Here is a 16,360-nt window from a genome sequence, read left to right as displayed (position 1 = left end):
TCTTGTCACTACAAGCTAAAAGTCAAAACAAGCTAAAATATTAGCAAGTAAAATGGCTAGTCTTTATCTATTCGACTGGCGACAGCACCTTGTTGGCCACGATATTTTGCGTCCTGACGGCTATTATAGGGGCGGGCCGCAGGACCAGACAGTGGTTCAAAACTCAGCGCACCAATCAGCATTCCAGGGCGCAGCGCCAATGGCAGCTTACCTGAATTATAGAACTCCAACACAATTTTGCCCTGCCAACCGGGATCGATACGATGCGCCGTCACGTGAACCATCAAACCAAGGCGAGCCAAAGAGGAGCGCCCATCCAGCCAGCCCACTAAATCATCAGGAATGGTGACTGATTCAAACGTCACTGCCAGCGCCAACTCCCCCGGATGCAGGAAGAACGCTTCCCCCTCCGGCAAATTGATTTCGTCGCTCATCACCCGCTCTAACGCCGCGCTGACTTCATCCTTCGGGCCACTTAAATCAATAAATGCTGCCGTATGGCCCGTGAAAACACGGAATTGATTCCCTAAACGAACATCGACCGTGGCTCCATTGATACGTTCTACCGGTGGACGTGGATCAATGCCTAATTTACCGCTGTCCAGCCAAGCTTCTATGTCACGATCGCACAGTCTCATTGCTAAAATCTCCATCAAAATTCATGTGTTACGGCTGCATATCAGGAAAGCTGCCATATAAATAAGCAAAGGTCCAGACGAACGTTACTCAAAGAACTGACTGATTTTCGCTTTTAGAATATCGATCGCAATTCGATTCTTACCGCCGCGAGGAACAATAATGTCAGCGTATTGTTTGGATGGTTCTATAAATTGCAGGAACATTGGGCGGACTGTTTTTTGGTATTGAGCCATGACAGAGTCCATAGAGCGGCCCCGTTCATTAACATCACGCTTCATGCGGCGCATCAGGCAGATATCCAAGGGGGTATCGACAAAAATTGAGAAGTTCATCTCTTGGCGCAGGCGAATATCGGTTAACAGCAAGATCCCTTCCAGAATAATGACTTTTTTCGGTTCTAAATGGACGGTTTCTTTTTTGCGGGTGTGCTCAGTATAACTGTACAGCGGCAACTCGACCGACTTGCCTGCTTTCAACGCTTGCAGATGTTCCAGCAATAAGTTGTGATCCATGGCGCTAGGGTGGTCATAGTTTGTTTTGATCCGCTCTTCCATGGACAAATGGCTTTGGTCTTTGTAATAACCATCTTCTGGGATAACACCAATATGTTGGTCACCGACCTGATCGCGTAATTCACGATACAAGGTGCTGGCGATAAGACTTTTTCCGGAAGCTGAGGCACCGGCTATCCCAATAATGACGCACTGGTGTGCTTTGTCAGTCATAAAATTAAAGACCTGATTACGAAGTGTGAGGGGGGACAAAGCACGCGAGGTGCTTCGGGCGGGCTAATTATAGGGAGTTCGGCGGCATGATGCCAGCCCCATACCCTGCGTACTTGAAATGACAGCGGTGTTGGCTGCATTCATTCGCCCGAATCACTGACCTGTGTCAGCTCATCGGGACTCATTCACTGGCCGCCTACCTGTCATTCCAACTACTTTGGGTAGACTCTTTGTACTTGAAATGACAGCGGTGTTGGTTGTACTCACTCGCCCGAATCACTGACCTTTGTCAGCTCATCGGGACTTATTCACTGGCCGCCTACCTGTCATTCCAATTACTTTGGGTAGACTCTTTGTACTTGAAATGACAGCGGTGTTGGCTGCTCTCATTCGCCCGAATCGCTGACCTTTGTCAGCTCATCGGGACTTATTCATCGGCCACCTTACACCGCGCGGAATGAAATTTCCGTTGGAATGGCTTCACCTTGCCAATACATTTCAGCTGCCACATTAGAGGCCAGTTGGCGATAGATATCCGCAAACTCGCTGTCAGGATGGCTGACAACTGTCGGTTCACCGCGATCGAGATCTTCACGAAGCGAAATATGCAGTGGAATTTGGCCCAACAGTTTGCAATGGTATTTTTGTGCCAATTTCTCTGCGCCCCCCGTGCCGAAAATAGGCTCCAGATGACCGCAATTGCTGCAAATATGCATACTCATATTCTCAACAATACCCAATACCGGCACATGAACCTTCTCAAACATCACAATACCTTTCATCGCATCAATCAACGCGATGTCTTGTGGTGTAGTGACCACCAGCGCGCCGGTGACGGGAATATTTTGTGACAGCGTCAATTGGATATCACCGGTGCCTGGTGGCATATCAATCACCAGATAATCCAAATCTGGCCATAACGTATCCTGTAGCATCTGCATCAATGCTTTACTAGCCATCGGCCCGCGCCACACCATGGCGTTTTCATCAGTCACTAAATAGCCAATGGAGTTAGTCGCTAAGCCATGAGCCATGATAGGCGCCATATGCTTGCCATCGGGAGATGTTGGCCGCTGGTTCATGGTACCCAGCATGTTCGGGATGGATGGGCCATAAATATCAGCATCCAAAATACCGACTTTGGCTCCCTCTTCTGCCAATGCCAACGCCAGATTCACCGCTGTGCTGGATTTCCCAACGCCACCTTTACCCGAGCTCACCGCTAGGATATTACGAACGCCTTTGATGCCCGGTTGGTCATTGGCGCGTTTCAGCGTGGTGATATTGTGAGACAACTTCCAGTCAATCGCTTTAGCGCCCGTCAGTGCCAGCAATTCTCCGCTAACGGTCTCTTTCAATACGTCAAAACCATACTGCCATGCAAAAGGCATCACCAGTTCGATGTGCAGCACATTGTCTAATAACGCACAGTGATGGATAGCGCGCAGAGCACTCAGATCCTTTTGCAAGGTTGGGTGAGTAAAGGCAGTAAGCACCTTAGAAATTTGAGATTGCAGTTGATCCGCGGTGGTTTGTTCGGGGGATTTAGGGCTCATCCCGGCTCCTTGAATTTATCGTTATTAACCTATGGATAATATCAATAGTGTACCAGAACTCAGCCACGCCTGTGTGGGCCGAATAGAGAGAAAACAGGTTCAGGCCACATAACGACCAAGGTTAATAACCAAATAAACTGAAAACAGGCGAAATCGTACCCCTTTTGACTTAAGACAAGATGCCTGCTGCCTTACCCTAGCGACAAACCAGCATATCGGTTAACATCAAAGACCCTTTAATCGACATAAAGAAAGCAATTTCCCATTATGGCTCAAGTCGCGAAAAAAATATTGGTGACGTGCGCGCTACCATACGCTAACGGTTCTATTCATCTCGGTCATATGCTCGAGCACATCCAGGCAGATATCTGGGTCCGTTTCCAGCGAATGCGCGGCAATCAGGTTCATTTTATCTGTGCAGATGATGCCCACGGCACCCCTATCATGCTGAAAGCTCAGCAACTGGGTATCGAACCGGAGCAAATGATCGCCGAAATGAGCCAAGAGCACCAACAGGATTTCGCCGGTTTCGCTATCAGTTATGATAACTATCACTCCACCCACAGTGATGAAAACCGTGAACTGTCGAGCCTGATATACAGCCGTTTGAAGGCGAATGGCTATATCAAGAATCGCACGATTTCTCAGCTCTATGATCCTGAGAAAGGCATGTTCCTGCCCGATCGTTTTGTCAAAGGCACCTGCCCAAAATGTAAATCGCCAGATCAATACGGCGATAACTGTGAAGTTTGCGGCGCAACCTACAGTCCAACGGAGCTTATCGATCCGAAGTCTGCGGTTTCCGGTGCAACGCCAGTGATGCGTGAATCAGAACACTTCTTCTTTGATCTGCCTGCCTTCAGCGAAATGCTGCAAGCTTGGACTCGCTCCGGTGCACTGCAAGAGCAAGTTGCCAACAAAATGCAGGAGTGGTTTGAATCAGGTCTGCAACAGTGGGACATCACCCGAGATGCACCTTATTTCGGATTTGAAGTCCCTGATGCGCCTGGCAAATATTTCTACGTTTGGCTAGATGCCCCTATCGGTTATATGGGTGCATTTAAAAATCTGTGCGACAAACGGGGTGATTTGGATTTTGATGAATTCTGGCGTGAAGGCTCTGAAACAGACCTTTACCACTTCATCGGTAAAGACATTGTTTACTTCCATAGCCTGTTCTGGCCAGCCATGTTAGAAGGCAGTAACTTCCGCAAGCCAACTAACCTGTTTGTTCATGGTTATGTCACGGTCAACGGCGCAAAAATGTCGAAATCCCGTGGTACGTTCATCAAAGCAGGGACGTATCTGAAGCACCTAGATGCGGATTGTCTGCGTTATTATTATGCCGCGAAGCTCTCTTCACGCATTGATGATATCGATTTAAATCTGGAAGATTTCGTCCAGCGTGTTAACGCCGATATCGTGAATAAAGTGGTGAATTTAGCCTCACGTAATGCGGGCTTTATCAATAAGCGGTTTGGGGGCAAGTTAGCCGATCAACTGGCCGATCCTGCGCTGTATAAAACCTTTACCGATGCAGCCAGCAGCATTGCGGATGCCTATAACAGCCGTGAATCAAGCAAAGCGATCCGTGAGATCATGGCGCTGGCTGACGTTGCCAACCGCTACATTGATGAGCAAGCACCGTGGGTCGTGGCGAAAGAAGAAGGTCGTGATGCCGAGTTACAAGCGATCTGCTCGATGGGCATCAACTTGTTCCGCGTGTTAATGACTTACTTGAAGCCGGTATTGCCAGCCCTGAATGAACGTACTGAGGCATTCCTCAATACCGAGTTGACATGGGATGGCATTGAGCAGCCACTGCTCGGCCATCAAGTGAATGCCTTTAAGGCGCTGTTTAACCGCATCGATTTAGACAAAGTGAACGATATGGTCGCCTCTTCTAAAGAAGATATGGTTGCTACCACCGTCGTGGCAACAGGGCCTTTAGCTGATGATCCAATTCAGGACGTGATCAGTTTTGATGATTTTGCAAAAGTGGATATGCGTATCGCGCTGATTCAGCAAGCAGAATTCATCGAAGGCTCAGATAAGCTACTGAAACTGACACTGGATATTGGTGGCGAAACGCGCCAAGTCTTCTCCGGCATTCGTTCAGCGTATCCGGATCCGAAAGTGTTGGAAGGCCGTTTGACCATGATGGTTGCCAACCTTGCGCCGCGTAAAATGCGCTTTGGCATCTCTGAAGGCATGGTGATGGCTGCTGGCCCTGGCGGTAAGGATATCTTCTTGCTCAGCCCAGATAGTGGTGCTCAGCCAGGCATGCAAGTGAAGTAATAGAATAACGTGATTGTTCACAGTGCCGATGGGGGAAACCTCATCGGCATTTTTATTGCTCTGCTGCCACCTTTGTTTCGCTGTATTCCGTCGCTCGCTCAACTCCCCACATCCCTTTCAGCCCCCTGCCTTTAAGCCATCCAAACTAAAAGATATAACGCGATCGAAAAATTCATAACAAAGTTAATTCCTTATCAAAAAAGTTATGGTTATGATGCTGTACTTAGACAGATAGACGTCTAGACACAAAGATAGCTATAGCTATAACAAAAATAGCCACAACAACAGCAACACACACATTGCATAACTTATCGACACCATGACGGAGTTCCGGATGAAAAAGATTGCTTCCCCTTTACTGGCCTTGAGCCTGCTGACGGCGCTGCCGGTATTTGCTGCGGACACCGCCACGCTAGCCCCCATCCCCGATGCGATTGCTAAGCATCAAGGGCAGATCAAAATCGCCGTCATTCGTAATTTAGGTTCTGACGACAACACGACCCAATTTCTCTCTGGCGTGTTGAAAGAGGGCAAGAAGCTTGGGTTCAAAATTGATACCTTCTTGAGTAACGGTGATGATGCACGTTTTCAGGATTTTGTTAATCAGGCCATCAGCCAAAAATACGACGGCATTATCCTGTCTCAGGGCCGTGACCCTTACTCAACAGAGTTGGTCAAACGCATTGCAGCCAGCGGCATTGCCGTCTCAGTGTTTGACACTGCAATTCAAGGCGAGATCCCGGGCTTAACCGTGACTCAGCAAGATGATGCTTCTCTCACCAATGAATCATTCGGGCAATTGATCAAAGACTTTGACGGCAAAGCCAATATCATCAAGCTATGGGTGGCTGGTTTCCCACCAATGGAACGTCGCCAAGCCGCCTATCAAGCGCTGCTCAAACAGAACCCTGGCATAAACGAGCTAGAATCCATCGGTGCCGTCTCATCGGATGTTCAGGGTGATACCGCCAATAAAGTCGGCGCAGTCTTGGCGAAATACCCGAAAGGCAAAATTGATGCGATTTGGGGCACTTGGGATGCCTTCTCACAAGGCGCGTATAAAGCCTTACAGGAGAATGGTCGTACCGAAATTAAGCTCTACAGCATCGATATCTCGAATCAGGATCTGCAACTGATGCGTGAAGCGAATAGCCCATGGAAAGTGAGTGTCGCCGTTGACCCTAAACTGATCGGTGCCGTGAACTTGCGTTTGGTGGCCAAGAAAATTGCTGGGGAAGAAACACCTGCCAGCTATGAGTTCCGCGCAGCATCTATTCCACAGGCATTGCTCGCCAGCCAACCCGGCCCCGTTAACGTGGCAGGTTTGAGTAAAATCATTCCAGGTTGGGGTCAGTCAGACGATTTTAATTCGCCTTGGTTTGCCACCCTCGCGGCCAAAAACGCGCAGTAATGACCGATGGCTACCGCCATCAGTTGCGGTAGCCAATCATCGTCATCAAGCATGCAATGAATGACAAGGGCCAAGACGGCCGATGGATTTGGAGTGAAATAGATGGCAACGCAAGGCGTTTTGCCGACACCGGAATACAGCCGCAATATGCGGCTGATTGGTCATAGCGACCAAGGAGGCAAACCAGACGGTGTGCAGGTGATGGTGCACCGTGGTTACGCCTATGTCGGCCATATGGTGTCACAAGGGGTATCCATTATTGATGTTAGGGACGCAAAAAACCCACGTCCTGCTGGTTTTATCGCCGCACCTGCCAATACCTGGAATGTGCATTTGCAGGCCCATGATGATCTGCTTTTGGTGATTAATGCCCGCGACTTATTCGCCGATGCCAGTTTTGCCGAAGAAAAAGTGTATTACACCCGTTCGGTGGCACAGACCGTCAGCACGCGTCAGGACGGGCGCAGTTGGAGTGCTGGTTTACGTATTTTTGATATTTCGACGCCAGATAAACCGCGTGAAATCAGTTTTCTGCCCCTAGAGGGTATCGGCATTCACCGCATTTGGTACGTCGGTGGGCGTTGGGCCTATGTTTCCGCGCTGCTTGATGGCTACAGTGACTATATCTTCCTGACGATCGATCTGGCTGATCCGCAAAATCCGCAGGTGGCTGGCCGCTATGCGCTGCCCGGTATGCATACCGCCGCGGGTGAACAAGCCCACTGGCCAGAGGGGAAACGCTACGCACTGCATCATGCCATTATCAGTGGTGACACCGCCTATGGCAGTTGGCGTGATGGCGGTTTAACCCTCTTGGATGTCAGCGACCGATATGCCCCCCAACTAATTAGTCATCGTAATTGGAGCCCACCTTTTGGTGGCGGTACCCATACCGCACTGCCGCTACCGGACCGAGATTTACTTGTGGTACTGGATGAAGCGGTACTCGATAATCAGGAAGATGGCGAGAAGCATATTTGGCTATTCGACATCCGCGAGCCAAGTAATCCGATCAGCATTTCAACCTTCCCTGTCCCCAATGAACGGGATTACGTGAAGAAAGGCGCGCATTTTGGTCCCCATAACCTGCATGAAAACCGTCCGGGCAGTTTCATCAGCTCAACACTGATTTTTGCGACCTATCAAAATGCCGGTGTCCGCGCCTATGACATCAGCAACCCCTACCAACCAAAGGAAACCGGTGCGTTGGTCCCTGCGGCACCCGCAAAAATGATGGATAAACGGCCCGGTCGACCGCAAGTCATTCAGTCGTGTGATGTCTTTGTGGATGCTCAGGGGATTATCTACAGCACTGATTACAATGGCGGGCTTTCCATTATTGAGTACTTAGGTTAATTATTGAGTGCCTAGATGACTCGTTATTTAATCACCTTATGTTGCAGGTTGACTCAGGCCAACCTGCTGTTTACAAAAAAATTCTCACTGCCTCTTCTCTTCTTGCCACAATGGTCTAATGTAAGTGACTGAGCTGCTGTCGGCTGACTGTGTGCGTGTCATTTTTTATTAAAATACCCCGCCAAAATAGTCTAATCATCCAATATTAAAAATAAGAAAATGTCATGAAAGGATTTCCATCGCGTGTTACCAATCTACTGATTGCTTCGCTGGTGTTAACCATTGGCAGAGCCGTGACATTGCCCTTTATTACGATTTATCTCGCGGAGCATTTTCAGCTAGCTCCAGACAAGGTGGGGCTTGTGCTTGGGGCCAGTTTAACCTTGGGTATTGTCACCAGCCTGTATGGCGGCTATCTGGTAGATAAATTCAACAAAAAACAGCTAATCTTAGTGGCCATCACTCTGTTTGCCGCCACCTTCTTCACGCTACCTTGGATTGAGCGCCCTGCTTGGATCATCTTGATTCTCGCCCTGCTCCATTCGGCTTACTCCGTCTATGGTATCGCCATTAAAGCCTGTTTTGCCGACTGGCTGCCGGTTAACGAACGCATCAAAGCCTTTTCAGCCAACTACACGCTAGTAAACGTGGGTTGGGCGGTCGGCCCAGCGCTAGGGGTATTGGTGGTCAATTTCGGGCCACAAGTGCCTTTTCTCATTTCAGGCGCACTGGCATTGCTAGTTGCTCTCGTCCTAAAATTCAGAATCAGCCACACCGATATGTCAGTCACAAAACCCATGCTGACCGAACCGGCACCTGATTTTCGCCAAACATTCCGTATCTTGCGGCATGATAAGCGGCTGATTTACTTCACTGTTGGCGGCATGTTTAGCGCAATTGTCTTTGGTCAGTTCTCCGGCTATTTATCGCAATATTTGATTACCGTTTCTGATGCTCAATTCGCTTATAAAGTGATTGGCGCGGTGATGACCGTGAACGCCGTCATTGTGATTACCTTGCAATACCTATTGAGCCGTAACATGAATCAGCAAAATTTAATGCGTTGGTTGATGCTCGGCACCCTGTTCTTTATCATCGGTTTGATTGGTTTTATGGCTGCCCAAGATTCAATCCCTTTGTGGATGCTGGCCATGGCGATTTTCTCATTAGGTGAGATTATTGTTATTCCAGTCGAATATCTGTTTATCGATTTTATTGCCCCCGCGAATCTCAAAGGCAGTTACTATGGGGCACAGAACCTCGGTCAGCTTGGTGGGGCCATCAATCCGGTACTTTGTGGTTTCTTGCTAGCCTATGCCGCACCACAGATGATGTTCTATATGCTGATTGTGGCCGCTATTTTAGGGTTGGCCTTTTTCTATCGCGGCTATCAATTGGCTAAAACGTCTGTTGGTTAAAACGTCTATTGGTTAAAACATAAGCCTCTCAAGCGCATCAGGCATCCGAGCCTATCTCATCGCTGCCAAGATGCTGGATGTACAATATGATGAGCATATTATTCATAATGTGATTGCTAGCACATAATCACAGTTAATTGTATGATGAATGTATTCCGTTACTCAGGATCCTTTCTATGCGCAATGTGACTTCACTTTGCTTACAGTATCTGCGAGCTTTCGCCATTATTTACCTGTGTCTGTGGATCGGTAAATTCGTGGCCTTACTGCTACCCATCACGATCCCCGGCAGCATCATTGGCATGCTGATTTTGTTTACCCTGCTCTCATCACAAATCTTGCCTTCGACCTGGGTAAAACCCGGTTGCCGTATTCTGATCCGCTATATGGCACTGCTATTTGTGCCTATTGGGGTTGGCGTGATGCAATATTACGATCAACTCACAAAACAATTCGGGCCGATCGTGGTGTCCTGTTTTGTCAGCACCTTAATTGTGATGCTGGTAGTGGCTTATAGCTCACATTTCGTCCACCGTGAACGCAAAGTGATCGGTTCTCCTACCAATGAGGAGGACGATAAATGATCGACAATTTATGGTGGTCGCTGCCACTCACTCTGATCGTGTTCTTTGCCGCTCGCTATCTGGCGCGTTGGCTTAAAATGCCGCTGTTAAATCCATTATTGATATCAATGGTTGTCATCATTCCATTGTTGTTAGTGACGCATATGCCCTACGCCAATTATTTTGCGGGTAGCAAAATCCTAAATGACCTATTGCAACCGGCGGTCGTCGCTTTGGCTTTCCCGCTGTATGAGCAATTACATCAAATTCGCGCACGATGGAAATCCATCATCACCATCTGCTTTGTCGGCAGCATCACCGCCATGGTCAGCGGGACAGCCGTTGCCTTGTGGATGGGTGCCACGCCTGAAATTGCCGCTTCCGTATTACCTAAATCGGTCACCACACCGATCGCGATGGCCGTGGCTGAATCCCTCCACGGCTTGCCCGCCATTAGTGCGGTATGCGTGATTTTTGTCGGTATTTTGGGGGCGGTGTTTGGTCATACCCTGCTGAATGCACTCAAAATCAGTACCAAAGCTTCACGAGGCTTGGCAATGGGCACCGCTTCTCATGCACTCGGCACGGCTCGCTGTGCTGAATTGGATTACCAAGAAGGCGCGTTCAGCTCATTGGCACTGGTTATCTGCGGGATCATCACGTCATTGATCGCCCCATTCTTATTCCCTGTGCTGCTACATTTATTCGGCTGATGGTATTGATTCGGTTGATCGAATGCCATCAGCACCGGATAACCCCTCTGCTGCGGCCATAAATTTGAGATACATCTCTCATTAGTCATTTAACTTGCACAAATTTCATATATAACGTGACGCGAATCACTCTAATCGTATTCTAAGCTGCCTAAAATAGCGTCCCGTTACCATTGGAGAAAACCCATGCAAGCACGTTTTCATGCCCCTTGGGCTGAGTTGCCCACGGCACTGCAATCCGCACTTGAACCTATTCTGAGCGCAAACGATTTCCCTGCCATGCTGACTGCCGAACAAGTGAAAACGGTTAAGGACATCAGCGGGTTAGATGACGACGCATTGGCATTTGCGTTATTACCCCTCGCGGCAGCTTGCGCATTAACACCAATCTCACACTTTATGGTCGGTGCCATTGCGCGCGGGAAAAGCGGTAATCTGTATTTCGGCGCCAATATGGAGTTCACCAGCGCGCCTTTGCAGCAAACCATTCATGCCGAGCAATGTGCGGTCACCCATGCATGGCTACGCGGTGAAGCCAGCCTAGTTTCCATTACGGTGAATTACACCCCTTGCGGTCACTGCCGCCAGTTTATGAATGAGCTCAACAGTGGCACTGACTTGCATATTCATTTGCCAGGTCGCCCCGTGTCGACGTTAGGCCAATATCTGCCCGATGCCTTCGGCCCCAAAGATCTGGCGATCACTACCCTGTTAATGGATGCGGTGGATCATGGTTACTCGTTGGCAGAAACGGATCCACTGACGCAAGCGGCACTTGATGGCGCAAACCACAGCCATGCACCATACAGCCTGGCACACAGCGGTGTGGCGGTGGAATTGGCAGACGGTTCGATTTACATTGGTCGTTATGCAGAAAATGCCGCGTTTAACCCCAGTTTACCGCCGCTGCAAGGAGCATTAATTCTGGCGAATCTTTCCGGCAAAGATTGCTGGACCATCCGCCGCGCGGTACTGGTTGAAGGTAATGAAGCGATTTTAAGTCAGTGGGATGCCACGAATGCAACACTGGCGGCATTAAGCTGTACGGATGTTGATCGCGTCACTTTTTTAAGCCAATAAAAGCCAATTTTCTGGGGTTATATCGTTAACCCCAGATTCATCAAACATTATATTCCCAGACCCATCAAACATTACATTCCCAGCTTAACTCTCTAAATCTGCTAGATAACTCGCATTTCTATCGGTGACAGATATATTTAACTAACAAAAGCTGTACATATTTCTCTTATCTTTTAGGATCGGGGCAACTACCTGATAACGTCTAAGAGTAAAACTCATGGAACTTGAATACGAAAGTAAGCGTCCCCTGTACATCCCCTACGCCGGCCCTATCTTGTTAGAATTTCCTCTCCTGAACAAAGGCAGCGCCTTTACCGATGAAGAGCGCAACCAGTTCAACTTGCATGGATTATTGCCAGAAACGGTTGAAACCATTGAAGAACAAGCTGAGCGTGCTTACCGCCAGTATCAGGATTTCAAAAACGACGACGATAAACATATTTATCTGCGTAACATCCAAGACACGAACGAAACCCTGTTTTATCGCCTGTTAGAAGCGCATCTGAGCGAGATGATGCCCATTATCTACACGCCAACGGTTGGTGAAGCCTGCGAACACTTTTCAGACATCTACCGCCGCGCGCGCGGGTTATTCATCTCTTATCCCAATCGTGATCACATCGACGATATGCTGCAAAACGCCACCAAGCAGAATGTAAAAGTGATCGTGGTGACTGACGGTGAACGTATTCTCGGCCTTGGCGATCAGGGCATTGGCGGTATGGGTATTCCTATCGGTAAACTATCACTGTATACCGCATGCGGTGGTATCAGCCCAGCTTATACCTTGCCAGTCGTATTAGATGTCGGCACCAATAACCCACAACGCCTGAATGACCCACTGTATATGGGCTGGCGTCACCCGCGCATCTCTGGTGATGAATATTATGCCTTCGTGGATGAATTCATTCAGGCGGTAAAACGCCGCTGGCCAAATGTATTGTTGCAGTTTGAAGATTTCGCTCAGAACAATGCCACGCCACTGCTAAACCGCTACCGTGATGAGTTGTGCTGTTTCAACGATGATATTCAAGGCACCGCAGCCGTGACACTGGGCAGTTTGATTGCCGCCAGCCATGCTGCTGGCAGCCAGTTACGCGACCAAACCGTGACCTTCCTCGGGGCAGGTTCTGCGGGCTGCGGGATTGCAGAGCAAATTATCGCGCAAATGATTTCGGAAGGTTTGAGTGAAGAGCAAGCCCGTGGGCGCGTCTTTATGGTTGACCGTTTCGGCCTGTTAACGGATAAGCTACCAAACTTGTTGGATTTCCAAAGTAAATTGGTGCAAAAAAGCGATGCATTGCAGCAATGGAATCTGACCAGCGACTCAATTTCACTGCTCGACGTTGTGCGTAATGCCAAACCAACGGTATTGATTGGCGTGTCAGGTCAGCCTGGGCTGTTTACGGAAGAATTGATCCGCGAAATGCACAAACATTGCCCACGCCCAATTGTGATGCCGCTGTCGAACCCAACCTCACGAGTTGAAGCACGGCCAGAAGATATTATTAACTGGACCGATGGCGCAGCGTTAGTCGCGACAGGCAGCCCATTCTCACCGGTCAGCTACAAAGAAAAAGTTTATCCGATCGCTCAATGTAACAACTCCTATATCTTCCCAGGTATTGGTCTAGGCGTACTGGCATCCGGTGCCAAGCGCGTTACCGATGGTATGTTGATGGCGGCCAGCCGTGCATTAGCGGATTGTTCACCGCTGGCGCTGAATGGTGAAGGGGCATTGCTGCCCAATATCGATGATATTCAGGCGGTTTCCAAGACGATCGCCATGCAAGTCGGTAAGGCCGCACAGCTACAAGGCGTCGCCATTGTGACCTCAGAGGAAGCACTCGCCAAATCCATTGAGCATAACTATTGGCAGCCACAGTACCGCAGCTATAAGCGCACATCGTTCTAAGCTTATCCGCAAGGCGAACCGCAACAGGCACATTGTCAGCAATCTCAAGGTGATACCCACAGACTGCTGACAAACACCAATGACCCGATCACGAACGGTGAGAACAAGCGGAAGAGTAGAGCGTCCGCGCCTAGGATGGCGCGGCTCGAGCCATCAGGGACGATTTCACGGCGTCTTTACGATCGGCTTGTTCGCACCGCAACAGGCGCATTGTTAATCCCGATGAGCTTACACAAGTAAGTGATTCGGGTGAGTGCGAGCAGCTCACACCCCTGTAACGGCAAGGCCAAAGGGTAATACCCGAGTCATTGCTGTTACAGGTAGGCAGCAAATAAACGAATCCCGATGAGCTTACACAGGTAAGTGATTCGGGTGAGTGCGAGCAGCTAACACCCCTGTAACGGCAAGGCCGAAGGGTAGAGAATGGCTTGCACCACATCGACAGGTAAAGTAGCCTAATCATTATCACCAGTGAGTTGAATGCATCAAAGGCAAAAGCATGTGGAAACGCTTGATTATTAGCTTAATTACCATCGCAGGGTTGCTGATGGTCACAGCTATTGCGCTCGATCGCTGGATCAGTTGGAAAACAGCCCCATTCATCTACGATGAGCTACAAGATTTGCCCCACCGCCAAGTTGGCGTGGTATTGGGCACAGCCAAATATTATCGTACGGGTGGGATTAATCAGTTCTATCAATACCGCATTCAAGGCGCGATCAACGCTTACAACAGCGGAAAAGTCAGCTACCTACTCCTCAGTGGCGACAACGCCCTACAAAGCTATAACGAACCCATGACCATGCGCAGAGACTTAATCGCCGCAGGTGTCGCACCGGCCGATATCGTACTGGACTACGCTGGTTTTCGCACATTGGACTCAATCGTCCGCACCCGTAAAGTCTTTGATACCAATGACTTTATCATCATCACCCAACGTTTCCACTGCGAACGAGCACTGTTTATCGCCCTACACATGGGAATACAAGCTCAATGCTTCGCGGTGCCATCGCCTAAAGATATGCTCAGTGTCCGAGTACGCGAAATCTTCGCCCGCCTTGGCGCACTAACAGACCTTTATTTACTAAAACGCGAACCCCGCTTCCTCGGCCCATTAATCCCCATTCCGGCCGTACACGTCATACCGGACGACGCCCAAGGCTACCCCGCCGTCTCGCCCGAACAACTCGTCGAGCTAGAACACCGACTGGCAGAAGAAAAGCAGAAAACCACCACCCCATAACCCAAAACTCACACCATAAGTTTTGGGTTATGCCACAGTTCCAATCTAGCCTTCACCCCACATCTTACCCCATCCCTCCCTTTGCCTTTTCCTTTGCCCTTGATTTCGCCCTTGCCCTTGCCTTGATTCCGCCTTTGACCTTGCCTTTGACCTCAAGCGCAATCAGAAACTATTACCGACAAAGATTGCAGGCCGAATGAGCCGCATGGACGCGGCGAAAGGGGCTGTCGAGTTGGGAGCGAGTCAGCACCGGTTCGAACAGCCTGCAAACTGCAGGAGGGCACTGCGAAAGCAGTAATATTTCGCGCACAGCGCGGGATTCCACAAGGGGGCCGCTGCCCCCTTTGGCGGTTGTGCCACCAAAAGCCAAACAAACCACAAACCTCTAACAACCGAACAAACCACCTAGCCCCCCCAATAACCCAACCTCCCCACCATCAACCTATACAACCCCTTCCCCCTGCCCCAAAAACCCCCTCACATCCGCCTCAACCTCCCCCATCTCCTGCAACAACTGCAACGTCTCCAACGCCTCATCCTCATCCAAACGGCTCATGGCAAACCCCACATGCACCAACACCCAATGCCCTATCAAGGCCGTACCCGCTGCCTCATTCTCGGCCACCAACATGATATTGACGCTACGCCGCACACCACAGACATCCACCCAAGCCGTTCCCGCTTGCGAACCATCCAATGCCACAATTTGCCCAGGGATGCCTATACACATAATCTGCCCTCCAAACCGCCTAATCGCACCATGCTCACCACAAAAAACAGCGTCATTCCACCTCCAACCGCTTAATCATCACACCATCGTCTGCCGCGCCAATACGCAAATGACTCCCCGCACACAACGGACAACGAGTCACTTTACTGCTCAGCAAATTCACGTTCTGCTGACAGTCATGGCACCACACCTGCGACTGCTGCTGACTAAGATGCAAGACACAACCTTCCGCCAGCGTGCCGCGACACACCAACTCAAAACAGAACGCCAATGCCTGCGGTTCGACACAGGAAAATGCACCGGTTTCCAACCACACCCCCGTAATCCGCTGCGCGCCATGTTGCCTAGCCTGTTGCTCCATCATCGCTATCGCGTTTTGGCACAAAGTGATCTCATGCATAACTGTTTTGCTCCGGTGATCATTGCTCTGTCAAAGCAATGCAAAGAAGATGCCAGCAATACCCCACTATTTAGCGATATACCGCATAAGCTAACCTAATGATAAATATAGGAATAAATAACAGTTAATCCGTATCAAATTTGCTGAATGAATAATCACTGTCGAAGTGTCACCCACCAGCTTGGTTTTCGTCACTAATGTCGACACGTCACCGCCGCAATCAGCCTGTTTTTCCTGCCTTTTACGTCACCGCAATTTATCTGTCATCCCGCTAACGCACAGCAGACGGGCTTTCACGCGGCTTTTTCTTTTA

14 protein-coding genes are annotated in these 16,360 nt (G+C 49.5%); 9 read left to right on the top strand and 5 right to left on the bottom strand.

Annotated features, from left to right (window positions below; translation table 11 throughout):
- Window positions 1-56 precede the first annotated feature (56 nt).
- From dcd to apbC, 3 genes are all read right to left on the bottom strand, one after another.
- Window positions 57-638: a dCTP deaminase gene (dcd, locus tag DA391_RS07840; RefSeq protein WP_019210543.1), complete on the bottom strand. Its 582-nt coding sequence runs from the start codon at window positions 636-638 to the stop codon at window positions 57-59.
- Window positions 639-722: 84 nt separating this feature from the next.
- Entirely contained in the window at window positions 723-1,364 is a 642-nt protein-coding gene (gene udk / locus DA391_RS07835; RefSeq protein WP_019210544.1) for a uridine kinase, read from the bottom strand.
- A 443-nt stretch (window positions 1,365-1,807) separates the two neighbouring features.
- Window positions 1,808-2,920, bottom strand: a complete 1,113-nt coding sequence (gene apbC / locus DA391_RS07830; protein WP_050079903.1) for an iron-sulfur cluster carrier protein ApbC — start codon at window positions 2,918-2,920, stop codon at window positions 1,808-1,810.
- A 267-nt stretch (window positions 2,921-3,187) separates the two neighbouring features.
- On the opposite strand from apbC, the gene metG reads away from it, so the two are divergent.
- From metG to sanA, 9 genes are all read left to right on the top strand, one after another.
- On the top strand, window positions 3,188-5,218 hold the full coding sequence (gene metG / locus DA391_RS07825) for a methionine--tRNA ligase (protein ID WP_050079904.1): 2,031 nt from the start codon (window positions 3,188-3,190) through the stop codon (window positions 5,216-5,218).
- 334 nt (window positions 5,219-5,552) lie between these two features.
- Window positions 5,553-6,629, top strand: coding sequence for a sugar ABC transporter substrate-binding protein (locus DA391_RS07820; protein ID WP_050286322.1), 1,077 nt, complete (start codon window positions 5,553-5,555; stop codon window positions 6,627-6,629).
- 102 nt (window positions 6,630-6,731) lie between these two features.
- Complete coding sequence (locus tag DA391_RS07815; RefSeq protein ID WP_108087514.1) at window positions 6,732-7,985, top strand: LVIVD repeat-containing protein; 1,254 nt, start codon at window positions 6,732-6,734, stop codon at window positions 7,983-7,985.
- Window positions 7,986-8,209: 224 nt separating this feature from the next.
- Window positions 8,210-9,403 (top strand): MFS transporter, encoded by a 1,194-nt coding sequence (locus tag DA391_RS07810; RefSeq protein ID WP_050079907.1) that lies wholly within the window; start codon window positions 8,210-8,212, stop codon window positions 9,401-9,403.
- Between the two features lie 176 nt (window positions 9,404-9,579).
- Window positions 9,580-9,987: a CidA/LrgA family protein gene (locus tag DA391_RS07805; protein ID WP_050079908.1), complete on the top strand. Its 408-nt coding sequence runs from the start codon at window positions 9,580-9,582 to the stop codon at window positions 9,985-9,987.
- On the top strand, window positions 9,984-10,679 hold the full coding sequence (locus DA391_RS07800) for a CidB/LrgB family autolysis modulator (protein WP_050079909.1): 696 nt from the start codon (window positions 9,984-9,986) through the stop codon (window positions 10,677-10,679). The genes DA391_RS07805 and DA391_RS07800 overlap by 4 nt, the downstream gene beginning before the upstream one ends.
- A gap of 186 nt (window positions 10,680-10,865) precedes the next feature.
- On the top strand, window positions 10,866-11,759 hold the full coding sequence (gene cdd / locus DA391_RS07795; protein ID WP_108087513.1) for a cytidine deaminase: 894 nt from the start codon (window positions 10,866-10,868) through the stop codon (window positions 11,757-11,759).
- A gap of 217 nt (window positions 11,760-11,976) precedes the next feature.
- Window positions 11,977-13,674, top strand: coding sequence for an NAD-dependent malic enzyme (locus DA391_RS07790; protein ID WP_049606454.1), 1,698 nt, complete (start codon window positions 11,977-11,979; stop codon window positions 13,672-13,674).
- 499 nt (window positions 13,675-14,173) lie between these two features.
- On the top strand, window positions 14,174-14,917 hold the full coding sequence (sanA, locus tag DA391_RS07785; RefSeq protein ID WP_050079911.1) for an outer membrane permeability protein SanA: 744 nt from the start codon (window positions 14,174-14,176) through the stop codon (window positions 14,915-14,917).
- Between the two features lie 442 nt (window positions 14,918-15,359).
- On the opposite strand, the gene DA391_RS07775 is transcribed toward sanA, so the two are convergent.
- Together DA391_RS07775 and hypA are read right to left on the bottom strand one after the other, a co-directional pair.
- The gene (locus DA391_RS07775; protein WP_050079912.1) at window positions 15,360-15,647 is read right to left on the bottom strand and encodes a HypC/HybG/HupF family hydrogenase formation chaperone; all 288 of its coding nucleotides are present in this window, start codon (window positions 15,645-15,647) and stop codon (window positions 15,360-15,362) included.
- 52 nt (window positions 15,648-15,699) lie between these two features.
- Window positions 15,700-16,047: a hydrogenase maturation nickel metallochaperone HypA gene (hypA, locus tag DA391_RS07770; RefSeq protein ID WP_019210556.1), complete on the bottom strand. Its 348-nt coding sequence runs from the start codon at window positions 16,045-16,047 to the stop codon at window positions 15,700-15,702.
- Window positions 16,048-16,360: the final 313 nt, after the last annotated feature.

The organism is Yersinia massiliensis (assembly GCF_003048255.1).
Lineage (GTDB): Bacteria > Pseudomonadota > Gammaproteobacteria > Enterobacterales > Enterobacteriaceae > Yersinia > Yersinia massiliensis_A.
Note: the sequence above shows the minus strand (reverse complement) of the source record. Positions and strands in the feature narration are given on the sequence as shown.

Bases quoted from the DNA above. Each gene is read 5' to 3' on its own strand.
- dcd (WP_019210543.1), bottom strand. From the start codon at position 638: ATGAGACTGTGCGATCGTGACATAGAAGCTTGGCTGGACAGCGGTAAA.
- sanA (WP_050079911.1), top strand. From the start codon at position 14,174: ATGTGGAAACGCTTGATTATTAGCTTAATTACCATCGCAGGGTTGCTG.
- DA391_RS07805 (WP_050079908.1), top strand. From the start codon at position 9,580: ATGCGCAATGTGACTTCACTTTGCTTACAGTATCTGCGAGCTTTCGCC.
- DA391_RS07790 (WP_049606454.1), top strand. From the start codon at position 11,977: ATGGAACTTGAATACGAAAGTAAGCGTCCCCTGTACATCCCCTACGCC.
- metG (WP_050079904.1), top strand. From the start codon at position 3,188: ATGGCTCAAGTCGCGAAAAAAATATTGGTGACGTGCGCGCTACCATAC.
- DA391_RS07800 (WP_050079909.1), top strand. From the start codon at position 9,984: ATGATCGACAATTTATGGTGGTCGCTGCCACTCACTCTGATCGTGTTC.
- DA391_RS07815 (WP_108087514.1), top strand. From the start codon at position 6,732: ATGGCAACGCAAGGCGTTTTGCCGACACCGGAATACAGCCGCAATATG.
- udk (WP_019210544.1), bottom strand. From the start codon at position 1,364: ATGACTGACAAAGCACACCAGTGCGTCATTATTGGGATAGCCGGTGCC.
- cdd (WP_108087513.1), top strand. From the start codon at position 10,866: ATGCAAGCACGTTTTCATGCCCCTTGGGCTGAGTTGCCCACGGCACTG.
- hypA (WP_019210556.1), bottom strand. From the start codon at position 16,047: ATGCATGAGATCACTTTGTGCCAAAACGCGATAGCGATGATGGAGCAA.
- DA391_RS07810 (WP_050079907.1), top strand. From the start codon at position 8,210: ATGAAAGGATTTCCATCGCGTGTTACCAATCTACTGATTGCTTCGCTG.
- DA391_RS07820 (WP_050286322.1), top strand. From the start codon at position 5,553: ATGAAAAAGATTGCTTCCCCTTTACTGGCCTTGAGCCTGCTGACGGCG.
- DA391_RS07775 (WP_050079912.1), bottom strand. From the start codon at position 15,647: ATGTGTATAGGCATCCCTGGGCAAATTGTGGCATTGGATGGTTCGCAA.
- apbC (WP_050079903.1), bottom strand. From the start codon at position 2,920: ATGAGCCCTAAATCCCCCGAACAAACCACCGCGGATCAACTGCAATCT.